Source organism: Paenibacillus farraposensis, from assembly GCF_020736845.1.
In the GTDB taxonomy this organism is placed as follows: Bacteria; Bacillota; Bacilli; order Paenibacillales; family Paenibacillaceae; genus Paenibacillus; species Paenibacillus farraposensis.
Window position 1 is genome coordinate 1 of the sequence record NZ_JAFFQR010000007.1, and the last position, 18,094, is coordinate 18,094.

At 39.0% G+C, this 18,094-nt stretch carries 14 protein-coding genes and 1 pseudogene; 8 read left to right on the forward strand and 7 right to left on the reverse strand.

Going from position 1 to position 18,094, the window contains the following annotated elements:
- The first annotated feature begins 778 nt into the window (after positions 1-778).
- From JO375_RS00895 to JO375_RS00905, 3 genes are all read left to right on the forward strand, one after another.
- Positions 779-1,279 (forward strand): DUF5626 family protein, encoded by a 501-nt coding sequence (locus JO375_RS00895; protein ID WP_229522702.1) that lies wholly within the window; start codon positions 779-781, stop codon positions 1,277-1,279.
- 299 nt (positions 1,280-1,578) lie between these two features.
- Entirely contained in the window at positions 1,579-1,884 is a 306-nt protein-coding gene (locus tag JO375_RS00900) for a DUF2089 family protein (RefSeq protein WP_229522703.1), read from the forward strand.
- Between the two features lies 1 nt (position 1,885).
- Positions 1,886-2,059: a hypothetical protein gene (locus tag JO375_RS00905; RefSeq protein ID WP_229522704.1), complete on the forward strand. Its 174-nt coding sequence runs from the start codon at positions 1,886-1,888 to the stop codon at positions 2,057-2,059.
- Between the two features lie 150 nt (positions 2,060-2,209).
- On the opposite strand, the gene JO375_RS00910 is transcribed toward JO375_RS00905, so the two are convergent.
- From JO375_RS00910 to pdxR, 3 genes are all read right to left on the reverse strand, one after another.
- Complete coding sequence (locus JO375_RS00910) at positions 2,210-2,392, reverse strand: hypothetical protein (RefSeq protein WP_229522705.1); 183 nt, start codon at positions 2,390-2,392, stop codon at positions 2,210-2,212.
- A 39-nt stretch (positions 2,393-2,431) separates the two neighbouring features.
- The gene (locus JO375_RS00915; protein WP_229522706.1) at positions 2,432-2,596 is read right to left on the reverse strand and encodes a hypothetical protein; all 165 of its coding nucleotides are present in this window, start codon (positions 2,594-2,596) and stop codon (positions 2,432-2,434) included.
- A gap of 689 nt (positions 2,597-3,285) precedes the next feature.
- Positions 3,286-4,728 carry a MocR-like pyridoxine biosynthesis transcription factor PdxR gene (gene pdxR, locus JO375_RS00920; protein ID WP_229522707.1) on the reverse strand — a complete coding sequence of 481 codons (1,443 nt, stop codon included), beginning with the start codon at positions 4,726-4,728 and terminating at the stop codon, positions 3,286-3,288.
- 143 nt (positions 4,729-4,871) lie between these two features.
- Between pdxR and JO375_RS00925 the strand changes: the two genes are divergently transcribed.
- Together JO375_RS00925 and JO375_RS00930 are read left to right on the forward strand one after the other, a co-directional pair.
- Positions 4,872-5,825, forward strand: coding sequence for a DMT family transporter (locus tag JO375_RS00925; protein ID WP_229522708.1), 954 nt, complete (start codon positions 4,872-4,874; stop codon positions 5,823-5,825).
- 42 nt (positions 5,826-5,867) lie between these two features.
- Positions 5,868-6,311 (forward strand): GNAT family N-acetyltransferase, encoded by a 444-nt coding sequence (locus JO375_RS00930; protein WP_229522709.1) that lies wholly within the window; start codon positions 5,868-5,870, stop codon positions 6,309-6,311.
- Between the two features lie 284 nt (positions 6,312-6,595).
- On the opposite strand, the gene JO375_RS00935 is transcribed toward JO375_RS00930, so the two are convergent.
- Both JO375_RS00935 and JO375_RS00940 read right to left on the reverse strand, forming a co-directional pair.
- On the reverse strand, positions 6,596-7,738 hold the full coding sequence (locus tag JO375_RS00935; RefSeq protein WP_098858006.1) for an MFS transporter: 1,143 nt from the start codon (positions 7,736-7,738) through the stop codon (positions 6,596-6,598).
- A 59-nt stretch (positions 7,739-7,797) separates the two neighbouring features.
- On the reverse strand, positions 7,798-8,394 hold the full coding sequence (locus JO375_RS00940; protein ID WP_002146979.1) for a TetR/AcrR family transcriptional regulator: 597 nt from the start codon (positions 8,392-8,394) through the stop codon (positions 7,798-7,800).
- A gap of 441 nt (positions 8,395-8,835) precedes the next feature.
- Between JO375_RS00940 and JO375_RS00945 the strand changes: the two are divergent.
- Positions 8,836-10,266: pseudogene (locus JO375_RS00945) on the forward strand (IS4 family transposase).
- A 227-nt stretch (positions 10,267-10,493) separates the two neighbouring features.
- Here the strand turns inward: JO375_RS00945 and JO375_RS00950 are convergent.
- Complete coding sequence (locus JO375_RS00950; RefSeq protein ID WP_229522710.1) at positions 10,494-14,543, reverse strand: endo-1,4-beta-xylanase; 4,050 nt, start codon at positions 14,541-14,543, stop codon at positions 10,494-10,496.
- Positions 14,544-15,733: 1,190 nt separating this feature from the next.
- Between JO375_RS00950 and JO375_RS00960 the strand changes: the two genes are divergently transcribed.
- Positions 15,734-16,261 carry a hypothetical protein gene (locus JO375_RS00960; RefSeq protein ID WP_229522733.1) on the forward strand — a complete coding sequence of 176 codons (528 nt, stop codon included), beginning with the start codon at positions 15,734-15,736 and terminating at the stop codon, positions 16,259-16,261.
- Positions 16,262-16,274: 13 nt separating this feature from the next.
- On the opposite strand, the gene JO375_RS00965 is transcribed toward JO375_RS00960, so the two are convergent.
- Entirely contained in the window at positions 16,275-16,748 is a 474-nt protein-coding gene (locus JO375_RS00965; protein ID WP_229522711.1) for a GNAT family N-acetyltransferase, read from the reverse strand.
- 604 nt (positions 16,749-17,352) lie between these two features.
- On the opposite strand from JO375_RS00965, the gene JO375_RS24910 reads away from it, so the two are divergent.
- The gene (locus JO375_RS24910; protein ID WP_377570846.1) at positions 17,353-17,685 is read left to right on the forward strand and encodes an N-6 DNA methylase; all 333 of its coding nucleotides are present in this window, start codon (positions 17,353-17,355) and stop codon (positions 17,683-17,685) included.
- The last annotated feature ends 409 nt before the right edge of the window (positions 17,686-18,094 follow it).

Sequence of the window (18,094 nt, forward strand, 5' to 3'; positions counted from 1 at the left end):
TTGGGCCGGATAAATAATATATCATACTTTGGCGATTCATACTACTGGTAAATAATAACTCATAGATGATTTTTTGAATTTTTGAACCATTACATCACAGCCTATCTTACGGCTGGATAAATAATATATCACTTAGGTTTGCTGATTTCTATATGTAATTTATACCAATTAATAAATGGCTTATCAAAATCATTTCTATTAATGTACTCCTCATACTTTCAATTTTTTCTTCATTATATTTACTGTTAATCTTTGGCCTACACACAAAAAAAGCTATCTTTAAGCCCTATTGGAGGATAATCAAGGGAGTCAATCTTGTAACGAATCGCATAAAAACAGATACCCCTGCTTGTTAAAAACAGCCTTCAGGTTTGAACCGGCTCATAAAAAAAGGTGCTCCTGGATTGCTCCAGAAACACCCTTCTTCTCCTATCTGAATTCCTACTATGCTATTTTGGACGGAAAGTTTCTTATTCGGATTTTTCTAATATAAGCTTTAAAATGCCATCATGCATAACATACTCAATATAAAAAATAAAAAGAGCAAACAGTTATATACATTTTGGTATTTTTTACTATCTAATGACTAAAAAACCAAAAAATGTTTTTTATATGAAACTATGTGATAGTATGAGGAAGTACTAGAATACATAATAATCGTTGTTAGATGAACACCATTTTGTTTCATCCTCCATTAGCTTACAACTGTGTGGCCACACATTTTTTGTAAGAATATGTAATTATTTTTTGAAAAATAATACGAATTGGAGTGACTGTTGTGAAAAGATTGGGTTCTGTGTTGTTTGCTTTGTTCATATTTGCTGCGTTATCCGTTCCCGCTTTCGCAAGCCCAAATTCCGAAAGTAAAAACGATGCCGTTACTAGCGATGCTGCTACTTTTGATTTGAACGAAAGAGTGGCTCAAGAAGTGACTGTAAAATCGGAGAATGGAGACACCTACGTCTTGGGCGTTAAACCCGTTGATACTATTAAACCTTCTGGTGAATATCCTAATGCCACTGGCACATATAAAGTCTACTGGTATTCTGGAGTGTTGAACGGGGAATACTATATCAATATCAACAGCAGCTACAAAATCACAAGAGCTTATGATCCTTGGCACTCATTTCTTGGGTATGACGTTACCGATTCCGGTCTTGAGTATACAAGCACAACAGCTAGAGGATGGTGGGATCTTTCCTTTAATGGCTGGTCGAACACCAGATGGGTACTTTCTGCCCAAATGAATGGTTCCACTCTTAAAACTTGGGTTAGCTAACCTATTGATAGCACCAGCTCTAAATATGGTATTAAGGTACTGATTATCGGTGCCTTAATACCATATCTTATTTTTGAGTTACTTGAAATTTCACCAACCACTTTCTCACATCTGCTCTCCCTTGAAAGACGGTTGTTTTCATAACCATGTGATGGCCTATTTTTATGAGCACATTTTACCTATTCTTGACTTGTAGAACCAAAACAAAATAAAAATAAACAACAAATATAATATTGACTTTAACATAATTAAATATTACTATAATATTGTGAAATATAAACGAAACAGGAGGATTTTTTATGACAATTAGAATTATTCCTGATTGGATGGTCAATCTTGATGATGAAGATGTAGTATTTATTAAAAACTTCGTTTTGGAATCAGGATCACTCAAACAAATTGCATCCATTTATAACGTCACATATCCTACAGTAAGACTTCGATTAGATCGTTTAATTCAAAAAATAAACATAACTGAAAATGATGATAAGGACACATTTATTTCTTTGATTAAGCGTTTGGCAATAGATGAACGAATTGATTTTACAACAGCCAAATTACTTGTTACCGAATACAATAAATCAATTAAAAAAGGAGATAATTAGCATGATGAAAGTTACGATTTTTTTGACGATTTCCTTGATTCTGTTTGCCGCACTGATTATTTTGGGCGTTATATTTCTAATTAGATTCTTAAAAAGATACAATGTACAATTGAAAAAAAAGAAAACATTGCAGCAAGAAGAACTAGATAAAATGAAGATCGAGGACTTAAAGTAATTAGAATGTTCAAACGGACCTCCCAGCTTCCAGTTGATTTTACTATCCGAAGCTCCCTGAACAAAGGGGATCCGGACGGACTCTTTGAGTCTGGACAAATCCCCCCATCTTTGAATAAGCTTCAGACATTTGGCCGAGCTACACATATTGCTAAGACCTTTGTATTTCGCTGATATCCACTCCTAAATATGCTACCAGCCGTACTTCTGTATCTGATTTGACCTTGCCCCATAGTATCCTTGCGACATGCACATACCCTCGGCAAAGATATTTGGCCGTAATACCATCCTCCAGCTCATGCTGTTCCAGAACCTTGATTCCTCGTTTTCTCATTTTCTGGCGCACTCGGTACTGTTCCTTGGTCACCCGATCCTACATCGTCCTCAAATGCAACTCAAACAAATTACCAAGCTTAAAATTTGATTCTTTTATCTTCTTGATATTCAGCTCCAGTATCGTCAACAAAAAGGGCAGCTCCACGTACTCAATGACAATCCGTAAATCCTCCACACTATCGGTCTGCATTTTACACTTCACCGCAACTCATTTTTTTAATCACACCCCTTCCCTTTGATTTAAATTATTCCCTTAAAAGCACAAACTATAAAAACGAAAACAGCACGAATAGCCCGGTGGGTGCGACCCCCGAGCCAATTTGGACAAGGTTAAGAAACAAGCGATATGTACCATCTTGTATGCGCGCGTATATTCGTGAAGGCTTCAGACCAAACACCTTTCGACCCTTATTTTGGTTCTTTGCGTACCCCCCGTTTTCCCGGGTTTACATCTGATCCAGGGGGCGCTCATTAGCATCCATTCGGTTTGTCGTTCATCTGCCTCTAATCATATCTTTGACGATTCAATAGGCTCATATACTTGGACTCCTGGTTATTTTTCAGGTTCTTGAAGAAACAGCTCATATGCATCCATGAGGTCATGCACTTTCTCCAAAGTCAATTTATTCTTCTGTCTACTCTCTCTTATCCATCCAATCCAATAATATATCCGCCGGCAACAAAGAATATAGCTCTTTTATGAAGTTAGGTATGACTACGGCCAGCTGCGGAGCTGCACGGAATACAACATAATATGGCCGAAGTAATAGTAACAAAATGAATATTGTGTTGTATTAGGTTCACCCAATTTAAAGTCTGCCTATCACACAAGTAAGAGATGCTTTTCTAATACTGACATTAGTTGTTCTGTTTGGTTAGCTTTACTCATTCCTATTTGATGAGGGACTGAATAATTTTACTTAGTTCATACACCCCCTTTTCTAAATCATTAAGTGAAGCGTAAGCGTATGATAAACGTATGTATTGCCCTTCATCTTGTCCATAGATATGTCCTGGATTTAAGAGGACTCCTTTTGCTAAAGCAAGGCTATACAGAGTTCGCATAGACACTACTCCTTTTATACGAATCCAAATAAAGAGTCCCCCTTGAGGTACTTCCCACGTAGCTAAATGCAGTAAATATTGTTCAAGCCATCTTATCAATACATCCCTGCGAATTTTCAACTGCTTTCGCACTGAAATTACATGTTCTTGATAAAAACCACTACTAAGCCAGTTAGTAGCAATCCGCTGAGACAAAGAGCTTGATCCGTAATCAGATTGCATTTTAATGTCAGCTAAGTGATTAATAACAGATTGTGGACCCACAAGCCAGCCAATTCGCAACCCTGGAGTAAGCGTCTTGGATAGGCTTCCTAGATAAAGAACTTGACCGTGTAAATCTTTTGCTTTTAAAGCTAAAGGAGGTTCTTTATCAATCCATAACTCTCTATAAATATCATCTTCAATGATAGGAATCCGTTCTTCTTTACTAATTCTTAAAAGCTCATTTCGTCGAGTATCCGACATAACACATCCAGTTGGATTATGAAAGGATGGAATAGTGTATATTATGCTTCTTTTATGCCTTTTCTTTTGAATTGGAATAGATTGTGTGAGCATGCCTTCATTATCTATAGGTACTCCAGCAAGAGACATACCTGCAGATTGAAATACATGTAAAGAGTAAAGATAAGATGGCTTTTCAAGTAAAACAGTAGATCCCGGCTTTAGTAGTCCTATAGAAATAAGGTGTAGAGCTTGTAAAGCACCTGAAACGATGAGAATAGAGTCAGGCGACACCTGGATCCCCTGAGATTTTAGGTACTCACTGACTGATTGGCGTAAAGGTAAGAATCCTTTTGGTTCTTCATAACCAAATGTTCCTATTTCATTCGCCAAATCCTTTATACTCTGTTTCATCTGAACTAGAGGAAACAGATCAGATGATAACTCTCCTTTACTAAGTTGTATAAGATTAGAGTTAGACTCAGCCTCATTAATCTGTTGCACAACTATTCGGCTAGGTTTATGAACTCCAACATTAACCTGGTCATTCCAATTTTTAGGTTCATTTGTTAGCAATGACCAGGTGTTATTTGTCACAATATTGCCCATGCCCATTTTCCCCTCAATAAGTCCCTCTGCCTGAAGTTCCTCAAGTGCAGTCACAACTGTACTGCGGTTGACCTTAAAAACGGTAGCCAATTTGCGTTGACTATAGATTTTACTTCCAATTGTCCACTCACCTGTCGCAATCTTTGATTTTATGTATTCCATGATTTGTATGTATTTGAGTGTCTTATCCTCTCTATCCTTATTACATTGGTCCATCTCAGCTATATCTCCTTTTTAAAGTGGTTGGGTTTTTATCTTGTCACTGGTTGAAGACATTGTATCAAGCAAAGACTATGATGAAAAGTGTAAACAGCAAACATAAAAGTGGTTGGGTTTTTTATAAGGAGGGGGGAAGAGTAATGAAAATAGCCAATATGGCTATCTTGATTTCTCACTTATCCATCATATTGCTATGGGCTTCAGCTTTTCCTGGCATTCGTATTGCTCTTCAAGGATATAGCCCAGAAGACCTTTCTTTGTTACGCTTATTAATAGGATCCTTCGTGTTAGCACTTTTTGCAATTGCCACTCGTATGAGACTACCGACAGTAAAGGACATGCCATTTATTATATTACTTGGTGGGCTAGGGTTTACAGCATACTATATGGCATTAAACTATGGAGAGAAGTTTGTAAATGCTGGGACTGCAAGTTTGCTTGTTTCGTTAACTCCTATTTTTACAACAATCTTAGCTTGGATCATCTTTCGAGAACGCATAAAATTGTGGAGATGGTTTGGAGGAATAGTCGCATTTTCAGGAGTAACCCTTCTCTCTTTGGGGAATTCAGGGGATTTTTCATTTCAGAAGAGCGCACTCCTTATCTTGGTGGCCTCCATTGCTGAAAGCCTGTACTTTGTACTACAGAAGCCATATCTAAAGAAATATGGTTTTCTGCCTCTTGCTTGCTATACCACTTGGGGAGGTACCCTCTTAATGTTAATTTTCCTCCCTGGACTATGGCATTCTGTTGCAAAAGCTCCACAGGAAGCAACATGGAGTGCTGTATACTTAGGCATCTTTCCTACAGTCTTGCCTTATATACTATTAGGGTTTCTTATCACACATAGAGGAGCTTCAGAATCTACAAGTTCTCTTTACCTCACTCCCCTTTTATCTTTCGTTATCGCTTGGGTATGGTTAGGAGAAACTCCCACCCTAATGACGATTATAGGAGGCATTATAATTTTGGTGGGTGTCATGTTAACCACCATTCAACCTGACACAGTTAAGATAAAAGAGAAGAAACAGTCATTTAGACTAAAAAAGATTTTCAGAGAAAGCAACATGAGGAAACAACGTAATTACGAATAAGTGTAAAGAAATGGTATTGTTATAAATTAAGGAGGGGTAATTATGAATATATATCAAGCAACAATAAAGGATCTGAAAGGTGTTTCTCATTTATTTAATTTATATTGTATCTTTTATAAGCAACCTTCTGATTATGAGGATGCCGAATCCTTCATTTCAGATCGCTTAAAAAATGAAGAATCCGTTATTTTTGTAGCAGTTCATGAAGGAGAATACCTAGGTTTTACTCAGTTATATCCCTCATTTTCTTCCGTTTCTATGAAGAGAACATGGATTTTAAATGATTTATATGTGCAAGAGGAAGCAAGAAAACAAGGAATAGCTCAAGCCCTTCTAGATAAAGCAAAATTGCATACTATTCAATCTAATGCCAAATCATTAGAACTTCAAACCGCTCCCGATAATACGAATGCGCAAAAATTGTATGAAAAGAATGGCTATCAAAAGGATACTTCTTTCCTAAATTATTCTTTAAATTTGATGTGAATGTAAATAAACAAGGGAGTGCATATCTTTAAGTAGGCGGAATTACTAGTTTAAAGGATGAGTTCCCAAGTTGTTGACAAAGATGCATCAGCACTTACGTGCTGGTGCATCTTTGTCATAGTTTCAGCTTTTTATGTCGAAATTTGCTTAGCGTGGTTTTTTTCCGAAATGCTGGTGGTACCCCATGCCCATCAAGTTAAGATAGTATAATACCCCAGAACGAAAATTTCTTCGTTTTGGGGAACTACCAATTTCTTAAGTTGATGGGCATATATGGTGACCCATTAATCTGCCTTTCCTTTATGTAAATATGGGAATAATGAAATTACCCCAAGGATAGCTAAACAAGCTCCAATCCATAGCGGAGATACAAAACCATATCCTTTACTGATCCCAAGACCACCTAGTGACGAACCAATAACAATACCTAGCGTAATAAAAGAACTATGAACGGTATTTATCATTATTCCATTACTAGCTGTTTTCATCACCCTCGCAACCATAGCTGGATTCAATGCTACACCAGTTAAACCAATAAAAATCGTAGAAATAACTGCAATGTATTTATTCTCTGCACTTAAAGCAAATAAAGACAACGCTATGATTAATATAATTAATCCACCCATAAGTATTTTCATTGTAAATTTATCAGCGAACTTGCCAATTATTATATTCCCAATTACCGTCGCACTACCATAGAGAGCAAGTAAATATGGAATACTTGCACTTGAAAAGCCTGTGACATTTGTAAAGATAGGAGTGAAATAACTAAATGCTGCAAACGTACCACCAATAATGAACATACTTGTTACGTACGCTGCCCAAAGATGAATATTCTTAAATCGCAGAAGTTCGTCTTTCCAATTTAATTGCTCTTTATTTGAAGATGATGGTAACAACCGTTGAATCATAATCCCTGATACTAGCACAAGAACAGAAACAGCCCCAAAACTAATACGCCAGCCAAAATATTGCGAAATAACGGTTGTTATAGGTAAACCTAATACAGTTGCGAACATTAAACCTGCAAGTACAATTGATGCAGCTTTTCCCCTTGAATCAGAGTGAACCAATGTCGCAGAAAAGGAAATCGCAACTCCAAAAGCTGAAGCTGAAGCAATACCAGTTATAATACGTGAAATCATCATAATATCATAGTTCCAAGCAATAGCTCCGAGCGATTGACCAATTAAAAATACGAACATTAAAAACAATAATGCTTGTTTGCTGCGCATTCGTAAGAGGATTGCAGTTAAAATGGGGCCTCCTATTACCATTGCTCCTGCATAAGCTGAAATTAAATACCCAATAGATGATACAGAAACCTGGAATGCAAGAGCAAGTTCATTCATCATACCTGCAACCATAAATTCTGATGTAGTCATACAAAAGATTGCTAAAGCTAATAAATAAATAATCGATGGCATAAAAACACTCCTACATTATTGTAATAATCGGTACAAAAATAGTGCGCAAAAAGAGCGCACTAAGCGCCAAAAATAGACTCCATTGTTCCTTTGATAACTTGTTCAGCTAACATCCGATTTTGCATCGATACATTAAGAACACGGAATCCGTAATAACTGCTTAAAAGCAGACTAGCTAATTCCTCAGCTGATTGCTTCTTTGAAATTTCACCTGTTTGCAATCCTTCCTCCATCACTGTTTCAATAGCTTGTTTAAGAAGTTCAACATGCTTCGAGAAAATCTCTTGTACCATTAAATCGTTTTTAGCACGTTCTACACTGGCATTAATCAATAAACATCCTTTTTGATCAATATTCTCAAAGTCTTCTTTCAATGCCCATTCAAAAAAATTACTTAATCGTTCTTTAACTGGAATTGGAGTATCTAACAATTTCTTTTGTTCCCTAATCCCAATTTCATGGTAGCGTTCTAATACTTGTTTATACAGTTCATGTTTACTACCGAAAGTATTGTATAAACTTCCTTTTCCAAGTCCTGTATCACTGCATAAATCTTGTGTAGAACACCCCTCATATCCTCTTAACCAAAATGTTTTCATTGCAACATCTACAATTGAGGAATAATCAAACTCTCGGGGTCTGCCGCGTTTATTCAATCGTATCCTCCTCTTATTTTAAAGATAACATTAATAGAATACTCTTTTTTGTACCTCGCGGTCAATAATTTTGTTTTATTGTTACTGTAAAATAAAATTTGATTATTTTAGATTACGAATAATTAAAAATAGCTCCCTTATTCAAATACAAGTCTTATTTGAATTAACAATTTCATCAATCTTTATTATTAATTATCAAACTTTGTTATAAATGATCAATCTATTTTACAAAGCCACAAAAAGACAAAATATAAATTGTTTAATCATTTGTTTTTCTACGTTTCCATAGGAAAAGTCGGGGAGCGAAACTCAGCCAAGAAGAAATCGTTGGTCTAATTGGGGTTACCATACATCGCTATCAATCTAACGTAAATTTGTATCCATATAATCAAAAAAACGCTATTCTTTTTGTAGAAAAATACAGAAAGGATGGCGTTTTGTATGACTCTATCGATTCAAGATGAGTTTCATTTATTCGCTGAAGAATTACAGCGATATCTATCCCCAAGTATCCTTCAACAGCTCGCACAGGAGACGGGTTTCGTAAAACGTAAAAGTAAATATGGCGCACGAGATTTGGCCGCTTTATGTATTTGGATTAGTCAACACGTAGCAAGCGATTCTCTTACTCGATTATGTAGTCAGCTTTATACAAATACAGCTACACTCATGAGCCCAGAAGGACTGAATCAACGCTTTAATCCAGCAGCTGTCGCATTTCTTCGAGAAGTGTTTACTTCCCTTCTCACACAAAAACTCTGTTCAAATCACTCACTTTCTGCACATATAATCTCTACTTTCAATCGTATCCGTATTCTTGATGCAACAGTGTTTCAACTACCTGATCAATTCGCTACTGACTATCAAGGTTCAGGTGGGAGTAGTAATAAGGCAGGCGTGAAAATCCAATTGGAATATGATTTACTTAGTGGTCAATTTCTTAACGTGCAGCTTGGACCGGGAAAGAATAATGATAAAACATACGGTACCATTTGCCTTGAAACCGTAGAAGCAGGCGATTTGTGTTTACGTGATCTTGGTTACTTCGATTTAGGAGACTTACAAACCATTCATGATAAAGAGGCTTACTATATCTCTCGGTTGAAGCTGAATACACGCATTTATACCAAGAACCCTGAACCAGAATACTTCAACAATGGTACGTTAAAAAAGCAGACAGAATACATCCAGCTTGATATGACATAGATGATGTCTGATCTAATCCCTGGTGAAACGATAGAAATCCCTAAGGCATACATTGGCCAAAATCAGAAACTTCCAGCACGTGTTATTATCCATCGTTTAACCGATGATCAAACGCAAACACGTCTGGAAAACCAAGCGATACGTGAAAAGAAGAAAGGCATTGTCATGAAGGATAAAAGTAAACGTTTAATGGGCATGAATGTATATATCACGAACACGTCGCTAGAAGAAGTACCGACGAACTACGTGCATCCATTATATTCACTTCGTTGGCAGATTGAAATTTTGTTTAAAACGTGGAAGTCACTCTTTGAAATTGATGAATGTCAAAATATAAAAAGAGAACGCCTAGAGTGCCATTTATATGGACAACTCATCGGCATTCTCCTCTGTTCTTCTACGATGTTTCAAATGCGTCAGTTTCTGCTTGAAAAGAAAAAGCAGGAGCTGAGTTAATACAAAGCGATTTATATGATTAAAGATTACTTTCCATTACTGTTTCAAGCGATAGCCGTTGGCACAGAAGAACTTTTAAAAATTCTGCATCGCCTTTATCAGCTGCTCAAAAAGAACGGTCGTAAATGTCATAGGTATAAGAAGGTGACCGTCTTTGATATTCTAGGGATTGTGTATAAAACGACGGAGAAGCATAGACAAGTTGCCTAGCGAAAAAATCACGTTTTAATAGGCTTCTTTAGCATGCCTACCTTTCTATAAATTACTAGATATGAAACAAGGATCGTTTCATATCTAGTAATTTACTTGGTTAGCTTGATGGGTATGTGGCGGTACCCCTTATAAGCCAAATATGGATCGGAGTTGATACTAAAGAATAAACGATAAATGCTAAATTGAATATTGTCTTATGCTGAAAAGTTTGTGCTTGAATATAGTTACAGGATAGATACATAAGTATTGCTGAGACGAAAACGTATTTGTTGTATTCCTCTTTGCTCGTGCTGATCCGCAGGATTACCGCATGAAGCCACGCTACAAAAGACAAGATGGCTATAGTAAATACTGTTACCATATCTTCGCGCTCCATCGGATGGCAGAGTCACTTTTGCTTCATGAGTGGTAGTATCTGCTGAAAGCTTTTGAACCGAGATCGTACCCTCCTTGACCTTAATGTTCTCAGAGTCTTTAACACCAGAGAAGTTTGCTGTTGAAGTAGTAGGACTGGTGGTAGTCGGATTGGTAACAGCTGGATCTACTAATTGAATATTGCCAAAAACACTTGTATCTTTATAAGAAGTACCTGACGTGTCGCTCCAAGTTGAAACGCCTGTTCTGCTACCGCCAGTTGCATCATTCACCTGTACATCAAACCCAATTACTCTTCCTGAGCCAATATAAGCATCATTAATTGGAATTGCTGCTTCCACAAGATATCCATGATCTGTTCTTGAGGCTGCACTTACAAAGCGCTGCTTATCTCCACCGTTGATGGAGGTTTCATTATCAAAATTCACCCTGTACTGAGCATCATCAGATTGATAGGCTACAGTTTTCGCATTGTTCTGATCAATAAAAAACTCAACAGAATCCTGCTCCCATGGATTAATACCCGATTTATCCAATACAGGGTCGGTAACATCTGCAAGTACATACAAATAGTTGCTATCCCAGAGTGTTTTAACGGTAGCTTTCGCGGAATTAACTCCACTTTCTACTTTATCTGTGCTGATTTCATTTGCATTCTGCCAAATAATATCAATTTTACCGTCCATGACCGGAGTTCCTTTTACTGCCTTCATGAATTTGGTCGGTTTATCAAGTGACAGGATTCCAAAATTGGATGTATCTGTATCCATACTGTTGGAGCTGTCGTTCCATGTAGCAACATTCTTCTCTGTCCCATTAATCGAATAATCATTTATCCTTACATCAAACCCGATGCTCTTTCCTTGAACCGGAGTAACAGAACTCATCGGAATTTGGGTTTGAACCATATATCCATCAGAAGTCTGATTGGAGACAGCTTTAATTCCATCTCCGCTTACGCCGCTGCGGCCTACTGAATAATGGCTGTCATCGACTTCGTAGGATGTATTTTTACTATTATTCCTGTCAATAAATATCTCGATTCCATCTTTGTCACTGATAGTGCTGTCCTTCACCTCTGCCAAAACATATAGATAGTTCGTATCCCACATTAATTTGATGTTTGTGGGTACTTTGCTACCTTGGACGGTATGGTTACTGTTTAAGACTCCTGGTACGGTATACCAGACGCTATCAATAGATGCATTAGCCAAAGTCGGTGAACCCTGTGGAACTGAAGCAGTTTGTATAAATACTTTCAGCTTGCCCGGATCTACGATCCCCCAATATGCAGGTTTCGCTTGAAGCTTCTCATCAAAAAGTAATGGTGTGCTGTCTGGTATAAGCGTATTTTGGTAATTATGGTCATCAGCCAATCCCCAGAAGGTAACACCTGTCAATTTCCCTTTTGCTGCCTCCTCTTTAAACATTTCAAACAATGCTTTATAACGATATCCTTGCTTTGTTAATGTATTTTCATCTTTATGCCCTTGTGTTGTTATATCGAGTTCTGTGACTTGATACTCCAATCCAAGCTCCGCATATTGGTCAATTACTGCTCTCATTTCTTCTATCGAAGGAGTGTCCAAATTAATATGAAGCTGGTTACCGATGCCATCAATAGGCACGCCTTTTTCCACTAATTTTTTGGCGAGATTATATATCCCTTGGTTTTTAACACGGTTTTCCAGAGAGTACTCATTTAAAAATAATTTGATGTTTGGGTTTGCCTTATGTGCATACTCGAAAGCCTTTATAATATATTCTTCTCCAAGTATGCGATACCATGGGTCATTATTTCCCCGGTATCCACCATCTGTATCATTTATAGGTTCATTAACTACATCCCAGCAATAAATCGGGTTTTTAGAGCCTGGTTCCCCATAAACGCCATATTTTTCATCAAAATGCTTGATGGTTTTCGTAATATGATTTTTGAGCCTATCAAGTAAAAGCTGCTTGTCATCTGGATTGTTACTGTCAAGCGGCGTGCCATCGGTATGCTTGAATACCCAGTCGGGCATTCCCATATACCATACAAGGTTATGTCCTCGCACTTTCATATTGTGGGCGATAGCAAAATCAACCAATTTATCGGCACCGGAAAAATCAAAGGTATTTTCCTGGGGCTCTATGCTGCCAAATTTCATTGCATTCTCAGCTACGAGACTGTTGAAATGCTTTGCCAAAAGCTGAGCATGCAACGAGTCATCAAGCTGATAAGGCTCCATTGCCGCTCCTACCGGAAATTCAAACTGCTTATAAAAATCCGGGATGTCTGTCTGTATGGATGCAGGCGCATTCGGATCAACTTCGGCAACCGTAATATCATCAATATAGAAATCTGTAATTGCCGTTTTTTCCGTATATTCAGGACTGTAAGGGTTCTCATTTGTAATTTCAACATACAGTGAGTAAGAACTCAGCGTTCCCGAATAGTCAAACGGCAGAATCCCTTCAACTTTTGTCCACTGACCGCTTTGTGCAGTTATTCCATAGGCTCCAGTTGGCGACACATATTCTCCAGTAGCGTGTTCCGCATCTTTTTTTGTGGTGAACATGCTGAACTTTCTGGTACCATTAGCCCCCTCACCATTGAACTTGACCCATGCGGTGTACTTGTATGTCTTTCCTTTAATTAACATATCCTTTAATTCGAAGGTAGGACGGTCATAGAATACTTGTCTTCCGGTTGTGAGCAAACTGTAATTTCCTGTATGCCCCTGACCAATGGCAGGACTGACGGTAGCACCCTCTGATCCCTGTGTATACCATCCTTGCGCTGTTCGATCTTCAAAGTCAGAACTGATACCATTAGGAGCAGCTCCTTCATTTACAATCTCAACATCATCCAGGTAAAAGCCTTCTTTTCCTGGACTGGTATACTCAGGATAGACAGTGAACTTGGAAATTGCTCCAGCCGTTGGTACAACATAGGTACCCTCCATTTTTGTCCACTGGCCTTTGGGGACGGTGACACCTTGTGTTCCTTCGAACTGAGCCCAGCTCTCTACACCGTTCACCACCTGATCTATGGTGAATTGAAAGGTTTTCGTGGCATTCGTATCAGAGTCATAATAGACCCACGCTGTCAACTTGAGCTTATCTCCATTTTTTACTTTTGATCTTAAATCATAAGTCGGTGAATCCCATGTGTTAACTTTTTTGGGATATAGAAGGCTTTTGCCTCCGCTATGAGCAGATACAGTAGATACTGTCGGTTGAATATCTGAATTATTGGTGGACCAGCCCTGGTTAGTGCCGTCTTCAAAGTCATTGCTTAATACGACACCTGTCGATTGAACAGCAGCAGCTCTAATAATTTGTACATCATCCATGTAAAAGCCGTCTGTAGCAATTCCTGAATATTCAGGGTAAACCGTAAACTTCGACAGATTACCTTGAGGAATAACTAATGTTCCCTCAATTTTTGTCCAATGGCCATTGCTAACTGTGGTGCCTTGCGTACCCGCAAACTGTAACCAGTTTTCATTGCCATTGATTACATAGTTGGCTGTAATCTGAAAGGTCTTATCTGTTCCCGAGTTCTGATACAAATACGCAGAAAATCCGATGGTATCTCCACTCTTCACTTGAGAAAGCAGATCATAGGTCGGTGCATTCCAGCTTTCCTTCTTTTCCGGAAAAAGCAAGCTGCCGTTTCCTGTATGATACATTATTGAGGAATAGGTTGCACTGATGACGCTAGAGTTTGATATCCAGCCCTGAGTCGTCCTATCTTCAAAGTTATTGCTTACCAATACGGTATCCGTCCTCGTCACGTTTGTATCCGCTCCTTGTGCAAATGATACCGTGTTTGATAGGGGTAACGTTCCAAAACATAATAAAAAGGTCATTGCCATACAGACGAAAGTATGAAAACGATTCCTGTTTCTCAAATGTATCCCTCCTGGAAAAATCAATATTTTACTAGGTTTAACGCCGCCCCTCTCTTGCAAGAAACAACGGCGTTAGTTAACGTTTCCAATTCTGTTTTGATTATTTTGCAGCCTTCAGAGCCTCAGCTCTAGCTATTCTCATAACTTCAATATTGGTCTTGTCTGCAGCAATAACGTTTTCAAAACCAAAGCCTTTTAATTGCATTAAGTGAGAGAATTAGCCCTGTACACATATTATCGGCTTCAGATCCACGGCCATGATATTTTCTGTGTACATTTTATTTGCTGCAGCAAATGCCAGGGCAGAGAATCGTACACATCAAACATAAAAAAAGTGAAGCAAACAGGTGTTTTAATCCCCCGGTTCATCGGCCCTAAATCCCAAGCGACCCCGGAAAAACCATCCGGGTTCCATTGAGATTCTTAACGGGCCTAGCAAGGAAGCTAAAGACTCTGGGGCAATGCTCATACATGATGAGGATTGCTCCGCTCCGTTTCACTCCACTACACAATCCTCATCATGTACTACGAAGCAAAATAAGGAACCATGACTCCATTACGCTCCCTCCATTCCTTCATCGTTCCAAAACCTTTTCGGGTAGACCCTTCGAAGATAAAACCTTGTGGGCAAAATCGAAGAAGTAAAGACAAGGCCCGTTCGCATACGTATCCTGCGTGCAGCCTTACCATATTCCGTTTTTCAAAGAGATCATTCACATACCGTAGCCATCTAGTCGCATGGGATCATATAGAACCTCTCTGGGCAGTCTTGCCCTGCGAGAACCTATATGATCTTAAATCTGCGACGGCTACGGTATACGAATGATTTTTGCTCTTTGAAAACTTCATAAGGTAAGGCAAGACAGCAAGCAAGAAACTGCTCACAAACCTTAAAAGATTCCGCTCATCGCCGCTAGAGCTTGACAGGCAAACGGTTCCGAATGAGGGTTAGGGCCACGTTTGTTTAGCAGAACAAACGAGCCGAGGCGAAGATTTGAGACCCCTTCGCCCCTCCATTATAACACATAAGGGAAAAGTTGACATTAGTGAAAAATCTATGAAATGATTACAAATCGTATAATAGAGCTTTTGGAAATGGGGTTGTTCCTTGGCGCAGACCGTGGAAGGTTGGCGGTGCTGTAAATTGGAAAACTCAGAAACCATACCGCGGCACGGCGGAGGTCAAAGTGATGCTGCCGCTCATTGAAATGATGAAGAAAATCGAAGGATTGCAGGTGGAGTATCTGGTGGCGGATTTGGGTTATTTCGATGCCGACGATCAGAAGGAAGCGCTCCTGAAGCACGATGTGGCGGTCGTGACAGAAATCAAGAAAAACACCGTCATTCCTGAACACTGCTCCCCCGAAGGAAAACCGGAATGCGAGGAAGGTCATATCCTTGTGTTCGACGGATTCGATAAAGATACAACCACCGCTTGGTTCCGCGGAGACGATGGGACCTGTACTGCCTGTCCACTGCAAGGCCTTTGTGAGAAGCAGTTTAGCTACGCCTTCACGGAAAACCCGTTTTCCAACGGTCCTGTACCGCAAGGAAGCCTGCTGCAAGAACATATGCTGGATTTCCGTAAGCAGGTGGAGCTGGCGTTTGCGCAGGAGTCCAACCAACTGACTTCCGTCATGAAGCACAAGAAAGTGCCGGTTCGTACAACCGAACGTGTCGAGAAATGGTTCATCCTGCGGGATGCGTTAGCGCGATAATGCGTTGATTCGCTTACAAATCCGTTTCTCGCTTTTCTAGCATAATCATGTCCATTGCCCTGATGCCGTTTTCCCAAATCTCCGACGGATAGTTCAGAAAAAAGTCTTTTTTGATATCGTATATACGAAATCCGAGTTTTTGGTAAAACGCGAGATTATCGATACTGGAATTCGCCGTTCCCACAACATACTGCCTGATCCCTCGTTCCCGGTATACGGTCAGCGCTTTTCTGACTAGCAGTTTGCCTAATCCTTTCCCCCGGTGCTCCGGAGAAATGGCAATATTCTTAATTTCTATTGAATTCTTATCTAATTGCAACAACACAATAACGCCTACTATTTCATCGGATGAATCAACGAGGTAAAACAGCTCACACTCCCCCAGATATTCCATAATCTTCACTTCTGATTCATCGGCCAGCAGCAGCAAAGGCATAAATTTCTTTTTATCCTGTTCATGTTCAATCTTTAAAAAATGGTAACTCACTCAGTAATCCCTCCAAACTTCAACTTAATTTTCACCTGAATAAACTCAATTATCTCCTTCTTATCATAACCCATAACCATCCAGATTTCTAAAAACTTCAATAAGCCTTTAATTTCACTCAGGTTCCCTTGAGAAATTCCTACGCTTTCTGCAAACTAACTCACATTCCGCACCCTTGCATAAGAATTAGTGAGTATTTAAGTTTTATGCATAGAAATCCCACAAAAGACCCTAAAATTCATTTTTATTCCTGTTTTATTTTTATAATTATACCTTATTAAGTAATAATAGTGCATAAAACAAAAAAATCCATTGAATAATTACTCAAGAGTGCGGAATGTCAGAACTAAACTTGATTTAAACCCGAATTTCGAAAGTACAATCCTCTGAAAACGTGAAAAGGGCTCCGAATCTCTGGTAGAATGGTGTTTATCAGAACAACATCATCCAGAGAGAGGAGCACCTTGTAGGTGAAGTCTACCACATCTATCCGTAAAATCAAGACCGAATTTTCCTTGCAAAATGCCACGAGCTTCGGTGGCATCACAATCTTTCTGACCTATCTGCTTTCTCGGTATATGACCCGACTTGTGGGTCGGGGTCATTGCTGTTAACGGTTCAAGGTGAGCTGCCTGGCGGAGATAAACCCGGGGCGATTAAATTTTTTGGTCAAGAAAAAAATACGACAACCTACAACTTGGCTCGTATGAATCTGATGATGCATGGTGTTTCATTTAATAACATGACCCTGTCTAATGCTGACACACTTGAAAGTGATTGGCCTGATGGACCAGATGCCCAAGGAATTGACAACCCACGCTCATTTGATGCCGTAGTTGAGGTTCGCACTTGTTTGCTGTCACTACTATTCGAATCAATACCAACCAAATCATCTTCAATATCTGGTTGTCTATTTTCGGATGGCAGTAGATCTTGAATTCGTTCCCAGTCCGCATCTTGAATTTCGTGGCGTCTTAGCATCCTGTTACAGGCCTCCTCGTGATTTCGCATCTGTAAAATTATGACATATGTTCTTCTTGGAGGCAATAGATAATTTTCAGACACGCCCTAGTATATCGACCCTTAAATAACGTAACTATATTCCGGTAAAATGTGGTATACTCTTTGTATCTACCATTGAACGGAGAGAGAGAGAGAGCATGCCATTTCAATCGAAAAAAGAGAAAATACAACTTTCCCCCACAGATCACGATATGCTTCAAAAAATCAGTCATGCGCGCTCAGAAGAGTATCGGCGGGTTGAGCGGGCTCGCATGATTTGCATTATGCGGACGGGTTGAGCATTCCCAAATTGCAAAAGCCCTGGGCACGACGGTTCCAAAGGT

Bases quoted from the DNA above. Each gene is read 5' to 3' on its own strand.
- JO375_RS00960 (WP_229522733.1), top strand. From the start codon at position 15,734: ATGCTGCCGCTCATTGAAATGATGAAGAAAATCGAAGGATTGCAGGTG.
- JO375_RS00900 (WP_229522703.1), top strand. From the start codon at position 1,579: ATGACAATTAGAATTATTCCTGATTGGATGGTCAATCTTGATGATGAA.
- pdxR (WP_229522707.1), bottom strand. From the start codon at position 4,728: ATGGACCAATGTAATAAGGATAGAGAGGATAAGACACTCAAATACATA.
- JO375_RS00935 (WP_098858006.1), bottom strand. From the start codon at position 7,738: ATGCCATCGATTATTTATTTATTAGCTTTAGCAATCTTTTGTATGACT.
- JO375_RS00905 (WP_229522704.1), top strand. From the start codon at position 1,886: ATGATGAAAGTTACGATTTTTTTGACGATTTCCTTGATTCTGTTTGCC.
- JO375_RS00925 (WP_229522708.1), top strand. From the start codon at position 4,872: ATGAAAATAGCCAATATGGCTATCTTGATTTCTCACTTATCCATCATA.
- JO375_RS00930 (WP_229522709.1), top strand. From the start codon at position 5,868: ATGAATATATATCAAGCAACAATAAAGGATCTGAAAGGTGTTTCTCAT.
- JO375_RS00910 (WP_229522705.1), bottom strand. From the start codon at position 2,392: ATGAGAAAACGAGGAATCAAGGTTCTGGAACAGCATGAGCTGGAGGAT.